This window comes from Pseudomonas sp. NPDC098747 (assembly GCF_044760045.1).
Lineage (GTDB): Bacteria > Pseudomonadota > Gammaproteobacteria > Pseudomonadales > Pseudomonadaceae > Aquipseudomonas.
Map to the genome: position 1 here is coordinate 427 of NZ_JBIWAL010000073.1, position 10,596 is coordinate 11,022.

Below are 10,596 nucleotides of genomic sequence, written 5' to 3' on the forward strand. Positions count from 1 at the left end.
AAATATACGTCACCCACATAGATCTACAAGAAAGATCACACTCTTTCCCAAAACGACACTCAAACAATCTAGCTCTGATGGACTACGACGAAACCCTGCGTGGCGCTCTGCGCAAAGCTGGCTTCGTTACTCGCGACGCCCGTGAAGTTGAACGTAAGAAAGTTGGTCTGCGTAAAGCGCGTAAGCGTCCGCAGTACTCGAAGCGTTAATTCCGCTTCCGCGTTCAAAAGAACGCCCGCCTCCTCACGGAAGCGGGCGTTTTTTTATGCCTGCGATTTATCAAAAGAATTGCGCTGTGACAACTTGCCACATTCGTAGAACCCCTATACTGCAAGGCTTGAGGGGGAGAGCTCCGGGTAATTCCCTTGTCAGAACTGGGGCTTTTCATTACCATCTCGGCAAAATTTTTATAAGTAACATTGATTTATTTAGTAGACGCCTGATTTAACAGGCCACAAAAGCTGATGGGAGAGGACTGAATGAGCAATGACGGCGTGAATGCAGGCCGGCGTCGCTTCTTGGTAGCAGCCACATCCGTGGTGGGTGCTGCAGGAGCGGTGGGGGCTGCGGTCCCGTTCGTGGGGTCATGGTTTCCCAGTGCCAAGGCGAAAGCCGCCGGTGCACCGGTGAAAGTGAATGTCAGCAAAATCGAGCCAGGACAGCAGATGATTGCTGAGTGGCGCGGTCAGCCGGTGTTCATTGTCCGCCGTACCGAGGAAATCCTGGGGAATCTAAAAAAGATCGAGGGCCAGCTCTCCGATCCGACCTCCAAAAACTCCACGCAACCTACTTATGTCGACCCTGAAGTGCGTTCGATCAAGCCGGAAATTCTCCTGCTGATCGGGATTTGCACGCACTTGGGTTGCTCACCGACCTTCCGTCCCGAAGTGGCACCTGCGGATCTGGGTAAAGACTGGGTAGGCGGTTATTTCTGCCCTTGCCACGGTTCCCACTACGATCTGGCTGGCCGCGTCTACAAGTCGCAACCTGCTCCTTTGAACCTGCCAGTTCCCCCTAATTCCTATGAGACATATGACCTGATTGTCATTGGCGTCGATACGGAGAAAGCGTGATGAGCAAGTTCATGGATTGGGTTGATGCGCGCTTCCCCGCTACAAAAATGTGGGAAGACCATCTCAGCAAGTATTACGCTCCAAAAAACTTTAACTTCTTCTACTTTTTCGGCTCGCTCGCGCTGCTGGTTCTGGTTAACCAGATCGTCACCGGTGTCTGGCTGACGATGAGCTATACCCCGTCGGCAGAAGAGGCGTTTGCTTCGGTCGAATACATCATGCGCGACGTCGAGTACGGCTCGATCCTGCGTCTGCTGCACTCCACTGGCGCTTCGGCGTTTTTCATCGTGGTCTATCTGCACATGTTCCGTGGCTTGCTCTACGGCTCGTACCAGAAACCGCGTGAGCTGGTCTGGGTGTTCGGCATGCTGATCTACCTGGCGCTGATGGCCGAAGCTTTCATGGGGTATCTGCTGCCGTGGGGCCAGATGTCCTACTGGGGTGCCCAGGTGATCATCTCGCTGTTCGGTGCGATTCCGTTGATCGGCGACGACCTGACTCAGTGGATTCGTGGTGACTACCTGATCTCCGGGATCACCCTGAACCGCTTCTTCGCCTTGCACGTTGTGGCCCTGCCGATCGTGATTCTCGGTCTGGTGGTGCTGCACATTCTGGCGCTGCACGAAGTCGGTTCGAACAACCCCGACGGCGTCGATATCAAGAAGCACAAAGACGAAAACGGCATACCGCTGGACGGCATTCCTTTCCATCCGTACTACACCGTGAAAGACATTGTCGGTGTCGTGGTGTTCCTGTTCATCTTCTGCTTCATTGTGTTCTTCTTCCCGGAAATGGGTGGCTACTTCCTCGAAAAGCCGAACTTCGAGCCGGCTAACCCGTTCAAGACGCCAGAGCACATTGCGCCGGTTTGGTACTTCACGCCGTACTACGCGATCCTGCGGGCGATCCCTGACAAGCTCATGGGCGTGATCGCCATGGGTGCGGCCATTGCAGTGCTGTTTGTCCTGCCGTGGCTTGATCGCAGTCCGGTCAAGTCGATGCGCTACAAAGGCTGGATGAGCAAAATTTGGCTGGTGGTGTTCTGCATTTCGTTCGTGATCCTTGGCGTTCTTGGCGTTCTGTCGCCAACCCCGGGTCGCACGTTGCTGTCGCAGGTCTGCACCTTCCTGTACTTCGCGTACTTCATTCTGATGCCGTTCTACACCAGGCTCGAGAAGACCAAAAAGGTTCCGGATAGGGTGACTGGCTGATGAAAAAGTTATTTTTTGCTCTGATTTTTGCTGCTTTGCCTGTCCTGTCCTTTGCCTCTGAGCAGAGTGGTCCGGAACTGGAAAAAGTCGACATCGACGTTTCCGACAAGGCTGCCCTGCAGGATGGCGCGCGTACCTTTGCCAACTATTGCATGGGTTGTCACAGTGCCAAGTTCCAGCGTTACGAGCGGGTTGCCGATGATCTGGGCGTACCTCACGAACTGATGCTGGAGAAGCTGGTGTTCACTGGCGCCAAGATCGGCGATCACATGAACATCGGCATGCAGCCGGCTGACGCCAAGACCTGGTTCGGCGCAGCGCCGCCGGATCTGACTCTGGTGGCACGCGTTCGTGGCACTGATTGGCTCTACGGCTACCTGAAGTCGTTCTACGAGGATCCGGCGCGTCCATGGGGCGTGAACAACAAGGTCTTCCCGAACGTCGGTATGCCTAACGTGCTGGTCGGCCTGCAAGGTCGTCAGGTCGTGGGCTGCAAACAGGTGCAGATCGTTGAGGATGGCAAGAAGCAATATGATCCGCTGACCGGTACGCCTCTGACTCATGAAGCGTGCGATCAACTGACCATCGTGCCGAAGTCCGGTGCTCTGAACGAAGAGCAGTTCGATGAGAAGGTCAAGAATCTGGTAACCTTCCTGGCTTACTCGGCTAACCCGGTTAAGCTGCAACATCAGCGCATCGGTACTTATGTCTTGCTCTACCTGGCGTTCTTCTTTGTGTTCGCCTATCTGCTCAAGCGTGAATACTGGAAAGACGTGCACTGATACGCTTCAAGCATTGCTGTTAATCGCGCGCGCCCAAGGGCGCCTCCGACAACGTAACGCCTGGTAAGCCAGGTGTTGCGGGAGGCGCCCTTTGGGCGCGCGCGTTTTTCCGGTTCCGATAATTTCAACAAGCGAGGAGGATCGCCATGGGCGTGACCAATCGGTTGGCCTGTTACTCCGACCCCGCCGACCACTATTCCCACCGAGTGCGCATTGTGCTTGCAGAGAAGGGTGTCAGCGCCGAGATCATTTATGTGGAAGCTGGTCGCCAGCCGCCTAAGCTGATTGAGGTCAACCCTTACGGAAGTCTGCCGACGCTGGTCGATCGCGACCTGGCGTTGTGGGAGTCGACCGTGGTGATGGAATATCTGGATGAGCGTTACCCGCACCCGCCGTTGCTGCCGGTTTACCCGGTTGCGCGTGCCAACAGCCGACTGCTGATTCATCGCATTCAGCGTGACTGGTGTGGTCTGGTGGATCTGATTCTTGATCCTAAAAGCAAGGAAGCCGCGCGAGTCGTGGCGCGCAAGGAATTGCGCGAAAGCCTGACGGGCGTGTCGCCGTTGTTTGCCGACAAGCCGTTTTTCCTCAGTGAGGAACAAAGTCTGGTGGATTGCTGCCTATTGCCAATACTCTGGCGTTTGCCGATTCTGGGTATTGAACTGCCGCGGCCTGCCAAGCCGTTGCTTGATTACATGGAGCGCTCGTTTGCGCGTGAGGCTTTCCAGGCGAGTCTGTCTGGTGTCGAACGCGACATGCGCTAAGGCTTAAGGAGCCGCTATGAACTCCAGTCGACCTTATTTGGTCCGCGCGCTCTACGAGTGGATTGTGGATAACGATTGCACCCCGCACATGCTGGTTAATTCCGAGTACCCGGCCGTGCAGGTGCCGCAGGGTTTCGCCAGTGACGGGCAGATCGTCCTGAACATCTCGCCAAGTGCTGTGCGTCATCTGCACATGGACAACGACGTGGTGACCTTTGAGGGGCGCTTCGGTGGCGTCCCGCACAGTCTGTACGTGCCGATCAGCGCGATCCTGGGTATTTACGCCCGGGAGAACGGTCAGGGCATGGTGTTCGATATCGAGTCGCCGATGGGTGACGAAGACGATGTCGAGCAGGACGATGATCTGCCGCCACCAGACAGCGAGCCTCCGCGCCCAAGCGGCCGGCCAAGTCTGAAAGTGGTGAAATAAAAAAAGGCGATCCAGATGGATCGCCTTTTTTCTTGCCTGTTTTACAACAGGGTCAATCGATGTATTCGAACAGCTTCACAATCTTCTGCACGCCCGATACGCCTTGCACCAGGTTGGTTGCCTGAGTGGCTTCCTGCTTGGTCAGCAGGCCCAGCAGATAGACGATGCCGTTCTCGGTAACGACCTTGATGCGCGAGCCGGGAATGCTGGCGTCGGTGAGCATCTGGGTTTTGATCTTGGAAGTCAGCCAAGTGTCGTTCTGGCGCGCCAGGAAGCCGGACGGCGGTATGACCTGCAGTTCGTTATGCACGGTTTTTACCCGTTGAACGGCGGCTGCCGCCTGCTCGGCCTTGGCTTTCAAGTCTGCGCGCGGCGTTTGACCGGCCAGCAGCACGACGCCGTTGAAGCTGGTGACGACGACGTGCGAATCGTTGTCCAGTGCCGGGTCGGCCTTGGCCACGTTCACACCCACTTTGGTTTCGATCAGCGAGTCGTCGATCTTGCTGCCGAAGGTGCGGGTGCCGCGGTCGTCATCAATCGGCGCTTCGCGGCTGGCATTCACCACCGAGGTGCAGCCGCTGATGCCGAGGCACAGGGTCAAGGCCAGAAGGCCAAGGCGATTAGGGGTCATTCTTCACTCCCGAACAGTTGGCTGTCGATCAGATCGCAGAGGCAATGGATCGCCAGCAAGTGGACTTCTTGAATACGTGCAGTGACGTTGGCCGGTACGCGAATCTCGACGTCTTCGGGCAACAGCAGTGACGCCATGCCGCCGCCATCGCGTCCGGTCATAGCTACGACAATCATTTCGCGATCATGTGCGGCCTGGATCGCTTGAATAATGTTCGCCGAGTTACCGCTGGTCGAAATCGCCAGCAACACATCGCCTGGCTGACCGAGTGCACGGATTTGCTTGGAGAAGACTTCGTTGTAGCTGTAGTCGTTGGCGATCGAGGTAATCGTCGACGTATCAGTGGTCAGGGCGATGGCCGGCAGGCTCGGGCGCTCGCGCTCGAAGCGGTTGAGCAGCTCCGAGGAGAAGTGCTGGGCGTCGCCGGCAGAGCCGCCATTGCCGCACGAAAGCATTTTGCCCTCGTTGAGCAGGGCATTGACCATGATCTGGCTGGCTTGCTCGATGTGCGGTGCAAGTACGTCCATCGCCTGTTGCTTGGTGTCGATACTGGCCTGAAAAAGCTGGCGAATTCGCGATTGCATGTCCATCTGTGTGACCTTAAGTAGCGCGGCTGTTCGGCACATGAATGTGCAGCCCGCAAAGCAAAGAGCAAAAGTTGTCGGGTGGAAATGTCCGGGTTGGCGGCAGGCGATCAACTGTCGAAAGCATTCTGCAACCAGTTCAGCTGACTCGGATGGCTATCGATGGCCACCACGTCGAAGCGGCAGGGGGAATTGGCCCAACGCGACTCGCGCTGAAGAAAATACTGCGCAGCGAAAATCAGTTTCTGCTGCTTGCGCCCATCGATGCTAGCGAGCGCGCCACCCCATTGAGTGTTTTTTCTGTAGCGAACTTCAACGAATACTACTGTATCGCCATCAAGCATGACCAGATCAAGCTCGCCGCGTTTACATAACCAGTTCTGCGCCAACAGGCGCAGCCCCTGATTTTGTAGATGTTCGAGCGCTTGGCGCTCGGCATCCTTGCCGCTTTGCGAGCGTGACCTGTCAGGCATTAGCGCTGGGTGTCCGGCAGGCGCTGAACTTGGCCGCTGACGAACTGGGCCCAAGGCAGCTGGCGCACAATACGCTGAGTCTGGGTCATGCTGAGGCTGCCCGACTGACCTTCAATGCGGCTGTCCGGCAGGGCTTTGAGTTGGCCCAGGCGCGGTGCCAGACGATAAGCATCGACGCCCATGGCGTACAGGCGCCCAAGGCTGCCAGCAGCTTGTGGCCACTGCGCGGTGACTTGCTGGCGCAGCGGATCGCTGGTTTCCAGCAGCCATGGCGTTTCGCAGAAGCGAATGCCGTTCATGTCGTTGTACTGGTTCACATCACCGCTGGCGCTGTAAACGTGTGAAGTCGCGTAGACAGGAACGTCACCGGCGTACTGGAAGTTCAGGGTCGGCTTGATCTGCTGCGCCTGTTGCGGAGTGGCGGCGAGGAAGATGAACTCGATGTCCTGACGACGCGATGGCTGAGCGGCGACGTTGGTGCCGGCGGCATTTTGCAGGCTCTTTGCACGCGCTTCGCTCTGACGCAGCTGGAACATGTCGGCAATTTGCTGGGCCAGTTGCACCGGCTGATCGACGCGCTCGGTGGCAACGATGCTGCCGCCATTGGCTTGCCAATCCTGGCTGAACGCGCGCAGTACGCGGTCGCCCCATTCGCCTTTCGGCACCATGATCGCGGCGCGGTGCAGGCCGTCGGCGCGGGCGCGACGGGAAACTTCGCGAGCTTCGTCTTCAGCGGCCAGACCAAACTGGAACAGCTGCGCCGGACCTTGATCGCCTTCGCTGTAGTTCAGAGCGAGGGTGGTGATCGGCAATTGCGGGCGAGTGCTCAGTTGTTTGACCAGTGGTTTTTCCAGTGGGCCGATGACCAGTTGCACACCGTCAGCCTGAGCCTTGCGGTAGAACTCGTCCATGGAGGTCAGTTTCGAGCTGTCATAAAACTCGATGGCTGGCGGCTTCTGTCCGGCCTGTTGAGCCTGATAGTGCGCAGCCATGAAACCTTCGCGCAGTGCTTTGCCGACCGAGGCCAGTTGGCCGTCTTGTGGCAGCAGCAGAGCGATTTTGCTTAGGGGCTGGCTAGCCAGTTCCTTGAGCTTGGTCAGCGGCAGCGGCAGGTTGATTGCGGCCGGGTGCTTTGGATTCTGCGCGCGCCAGGTATCGATCGCGGCTTGTTGCTGTTCGAGCGTGCCGGCGGTTTTCACGGCCAGCGCCAGACCCATCCAGCCGCCGAGGTCATCGGTGGTGTTCGGTTGCAGTTGATCGTTCGGCAGCGAGGCGATCAACGTCCAGATCGCTTCGTGATTCTTGCCGGCGGCTTCACCTTGCAGCATCGGCGCAATAAAGATGCGCTCGCGGGCGGCAGCCAGCGTCTGACCATCGGCTTCGAGGGCGCGGGCGCGAACGGTGCCGGTGCGGACTTGTTGGTCTTCCGGCATTTCCCCCAGTTGTTGCAGGCTTGGGTGGCTCAGGGCAGTCAGCGCAGCTTTCGGCTGATTGCGGGTCATGGCCAGCTCGGCGGCCAAGGTATTGGCAAATATCTGCTGGCCGGGCTTGAGTTGCTCCATCGGCACTTGTTGCAGGATTTGCGCAGACTGGCTGGCATTGCCTTGGCGATAAGCCAGATCGGCTGCGCTCAGGCGCAACAGGGCGGCTTTTTCCGGGGTTTTAGCCTGGGAAGCCTGTTCGAGCAGTTGCTCGATGCTGGCATCCGGAGTCCGTGGGAGTTCGCCAAGGCTGGAGGAAGGGGAGCTGGCGCAAGCCGCCAAAAGGGCAGCGAGGCAGAGGGCAGTGAGCAGCCGCAGGCAAGCGATCATGTAAGTGTTCCTGATACTCGATCAAATTAGCGTGGAATTGTACCCAAGCACTGGCCGGGGCGCGATGTTGCTGGCGTGAATCGGTCAATTTAGCTGAAGTAAATGTTGCGGCGTCGCACAAGTGCGCGCAAAAACCGCAGGCTGGCAGAGGACGTCGCAAGCCTCGTGACGCGTTACAATGCCGTTTTTTACCGATCATGAGGTGTGCGCTTTGACTGCTCCAGGTCCTTTGAATTCCGCTGCTGGCTCGCTTTATGTGGTGGCGACGCCCATCGGCAACCTGGACGACATCAGCGCCCGGGCCCTGAAAATCCTCCGTGAAGTGGCGCTGATCGCTGCCGAAGACACGCGTCACTCGCAGCGTCTGATGCAGCACTTCGGTATTTCCACGCCGTTGGCCGCTTGCCACGAACATAACGAACGAGATGAAGGTAGCCGCTTTATCACCCGTCTGCTGGCCGGTGACAATGTCGCGCTGATTTCCGATGCCGGCACGCCGCTGATTTCCGATCCGGGTTATCACCTGGTACGTCAGGCCCGTGCTGCCGGAATCAATGTGGTGCCGGTGCCGGGTGCGTGCGCTTTGATCGCTGCATTGTCGGCAGCGGGGTTGCCGTCGGATCGATTCATCTTCGAAGGTTTCCTGCCTGCCAAGTCGGTGGGGCGCAAGGCGCGACTGGAAGCGGTTAAAGAAGAACCGCGTACGCTGATTTTCTACGAAGCCCCGCACCGCATTCTGGAATGTCTGCAGGATATGGAAGCGGTGTTCGGTGGCGAACGGCAGGCACTGCTGGCCCGTGAAATTACCAAGACCTTTGAAACGCTCAAGGGACTGCCACTGGCTGAGTTGCGCGCATTCGTCGAGTCCGACAGCAACCAGCAGCGCGGCGAGTGCGTCGTGCTGGTCGCCGGCTGGACTGCGCCGGAGTCTGAAGACGCAGTCAGCAGCGAAGCCATGCGCATTCTCAACCTGCTACTCGAGGAGATGCCGCTCAAGCGTGCCGCCGCGCTGGGACCGGGTAGGTTGCTAAAGATGTCCAGTGATGGCCATCGTAGACGAATGACTGTTCAAGACAGAACCCGGCTTACAGATCGACTCTCCACCTTTTTCTTTCCCTGCTTGAATCAATGGCATCAGGGCTGTGTAATATCAGCAGGCCTGCTCTGAAAGTTCGGCAGCGGCAATTGCAGTAATAGCCTTTTCCCACCGTGCTTCAATCAACAGCAGAATCCCCTTCGTAATACCGAAAAAATCTTACTCTTAACAAATTACTTTAACTTTCGAGCGCAGCTTTCAGTGCTGCATCAAGTTATGGGTCAAAAGTCTGCGTCAGATTCTCGTTACTCCTCCTTTTATGCTCCTAAATCTCCGTTCTGTAAGGCTTTTCCTTTAATCCGCGCCTTGACGGTGTGGTGGGCGCATTCCTATAGTGTGCGCAAGTGGCGGAAAGTGGCATGAAGTGGGTTTTTTGAGCTCAAAACGATAAGAATTGGAGAAGCGCAGACGTGTTTCGCGGAGCTAACGCTATCAGTCTCGATGCAAAGGGCCGTCTCGCTATGCCGAGCCGGTACCGTGACGAGCTCGATTCGCGTAGTTCCGGCCAATTGATCGTCACCATTGATGCCGTTGATCCATGCCTGTGTGTCTACCCGCTCGACGAGTGGGAAATTATTGAAACCAAGTTGCGTGCACTCCCTTCGCTTCGTGAAGAGAACCGCCGCTTGCAGCGTTTATTGATTGGTAATGCCGTCGACCTCGAGCTCGATGGCAGTGGTCGTTTTCTGGTTCCACCGCGTCTGCGCGAGTACGCCAAATTGGATAAGCGCGCGATGCTGGTAGGCCAACTGAACAAGTTCCAATTGTGGGACGAGGATGCCTGGGATGCGGTTTCTGCCGCTGACCTGGCTGCTATTCAACAACCGGGCGCTATGCCTGATGAACTGCGTGATTTGATCCTGTGACTATTGATAGCGGCTTTAACCACATCACCGTACTGCTTGACGAAGCCGTCGAGGCTCTCGCCGTACGTCCTGATGGCTGCTATCTGGACGGTACGTTCGGGCGCGGCGGGCACAGCCGGTTGATCCTCAGCCAGCTCGGGACGGATGGCCGGCTCATCGGATTCGACAAAGATCCACAAGCGATTGCCACCGGGCAAACGCTAGCGGCCGAAGACGGCCGCTTTGTCGTTGTGCAGCGCAGCTTCGCCGAGCTCGGTTCGGAGATCGCCGAACGTGGTCTGGCGGGCAAGGTCAGCGGCATTTTGCTCGATCTGGGCGTGTCCTCGCCGCAGCTCGATGACGCTGAGCGCGGCTTCAGTTTCCTCAACGACGGCCCGCTGGACATGCGCATGGATCCGTCCCGTGGCATCAGTGCCGCCGAATTCGTCAACACCGCGCCGGCTGAAGAAATCTCCCGGGTGTTCAAGGAATACGGTGAAGAGCGTTTCTCCGGTCGCATGGCTCGTGCCGTCGCCGAGCGTCGCGATATCAAACCTTTCGAGCGCACTGCCGATCTGGCCGAAGTGCTCAAGGTCGCCAACCCGGCCTGGGAAAAGGGCAAGAACCCGGCCACCCGTGCGTTCCAGGGTTTGCGCATTCACGTCAACAACGAACTGGGCGATCTGGAAGCCGGCCTCGAAGCCGCACTTGAAGCCCTGGAAGTGGGCGGCCGTCTGGTCGTGATCAGCTTTCACTCGCTGGAAGACCGCATCGTCAAACTGTTCATGCGCAAGCTGGTGAAAGGCGAAGCCGACAACCTGCCACGCAACCTGCCGGTTCGCCACGTTGCGTTCGAACCGACAATCAAAGTCCATGGCAAAGCGCCGACGCCCTCC

Annotated in this window: 11 protein-coding genes and 2 pseudogenes; 9 read left to right on the forward strand and 4 right to left on the reverse strand. The window is 57.6% G+C overall.

Going from position 1 to position 10,596, the window contains the following annotated elements; all coding sequences use genetic code 11:
* The first annotated feature begins 17 nt into the window (after positions 1–17).
* From rpsI to ACIQVE_RS26640, 6 genes are all read left to right on the forward strand, one after another.
* Positions 18–209: a 30S ribosomal protein S9 gene (gene rpsI / locus ACIQVE_RS26615; RefSeq protein ID WP_402814314.1), complete on the forward strand. Its 192-nt coding sequence runs from the start codon at positions 18–20 to the stop codon at positions 207–209.
* A 270-nt stretch (positions 210–479) separates the two neighbouring features.
* Positions 480–1,073: a ubiquinol-cytochrome c reductase iron-sulfur subunit gene (gene petA, locus ACIQVE_RS26620; RefSeq protein WP_402814279.1), complete on the forward strand. Its 594-nt coding sequence runs from the start codon at positions 480–482 to the stop codon at positions 1,071–1,073.
* Positions 1,073–2,284, forward strand: coding sequence for a cytochrome bc complex cytochrome b subunit (locus ACIQVE_RS26625; RefSeq protein WP_402814282.1), 1,212 nt, complete (start codon positions 1,073–1,075; stop codon positions 2,282–2,284). Before petA ends, ACIQVE_RS26625 begins: the two co-directional genes overlap by 1 nt.
* Positions 2,284–3,066, forward strand: a complete 783-nt coding sequence (locus ACIQVE_RS26630) for a cytochrome c1 (RefSeq protein ID WP_402814285.1) — start codon at positions 2,284–2,286, stop codon at positions 3,064–3,066. Before ACIQVE_RS26625 ends, ACIQVE_RS26630 begins: the two co-directional genes overlap by 1 nt.
* A gap of 146 nt (positions 3,067–3,212) precedes the next feature.
* Positions 3,213–3,830, forward strand: a complete 618-nt coding sequence (locus ACIQVE_RS26635) for a glutathione S-transferase N-terminal domain-containing protein (RefSeq protein WP_047303097.1) — start codon at positions 3,213–3,215, stop codon at positions 3,828–3,830.
* A 16-nt stretch (positions 3,831–3,846) separates the two neighbouring features.
* Positions 3,847–4,260 (forward strand): ClpXP protease specificity-enhancing factor, encoded by a 414-nt coding sequence (locus tag ACIQVE_RS26640; RefSeq protein WP_402814288.1) that lies wholly within the window; start codon positions 3,847–3,849, stop codon positions 4,258–4,260.
* A gap of 52 nt (positions 4,261–4,312) precedes the next feature.
* On the opposite strand, the gene ACIQVE_RS26645 is transcribed toward ACIQVE_RS26640, so the two are convergent.
* The 4 genes from ACIQVE_RS26645 to ACIQVE_RS26660 form a co-directional block, all read right to left on the reverse strand.
* Positions 4,313–4,891: a BON domain-containing protein gene (locus tag ACIQVE_RS26645; protein ID WP_402814291.1), complete on the reverse strand. Its 579-nt coding sequence runs from the start codon at positions 4,889–4,891 to the stop codon at positions 4,313–4,315.
* Complete coding sequence (locus ACIQVE_RS26650) at positions 4,888–5,481, reverse strand: phosphoheptose isomerase (protein WP_007917022.1); 594 nt, start codon at positions 5,479–5,481, stop codon at positions 4,888–4,890. Before ACIQVE_RS26650 ends, ACIQVE_RS26645 begins: the two co-directional genes overlap by 4 nt.
* A 104-nt stretch (positions 5,482–5,585) precedes the next feature.
* Positions 5,586–5,948: a YraN family protein gene (locus ACIQVE_RS26655; protein ID WP_150592666.1), complete on the reverse strand. Its 363-nt coding sequence runs from the start codon at positions 5,946–5,948 to the stop codon at positions 5,586–5,588.
* Positions 5,948–7,759 (reverse strand): penicillin-binding protein activator, encoded by a 1,812-nt coding sequence (locus ACIQVE_RS26660; protein WP_402814295.1) that lies wholly within the window; start codon positions 7,757–7,759, stop codon positions 5,948–5,950. Before ACIQVE_RS26660 ends, ACIQVE_RS26655 begins: the two co-directional genes overlap by 1 nt.
* Positions 7,760–7,937: 178 nt before the next feature.
* Between ACIQVE_RS26660 and rsmI the strand changes: the two are divergent.
* From rsmI to rsmH, 3 genes and pseudogenes are all read left to right on the forward strand, one after another.
* Positions 7,938–8,771: pseudogene (gene rsmI, locus ACIQVE_RS26665) on the forward strand (16S rRNA (cytidine(1402)-2'-O)-methyltransferase); the annotation flags it as partial.
* Between the two features lie 494 nt (positions 8,772–9,265).
* A complete protein-coding gene (gene mraZ, locus ACIQVE_RS26670) occupies positions 9,266–9,721 on the forward strand; it encodes a division/cell wall cluster transcriptional repressor MraZ (protein WP_053154948.1) in 456 nt (151 codons plus the stop codon).
* Positions 9,718–10,596, forward strand: a pseudogene (gene rsmH, locus ACIQVE_RS26675) (16S rRNA (cytosine(1402)-N(4))-methyltransferase RsmH); the annotation flags it as partial. The gene mraZ and the pseudogene rsmH, both read left to right, overlap by 4 nt.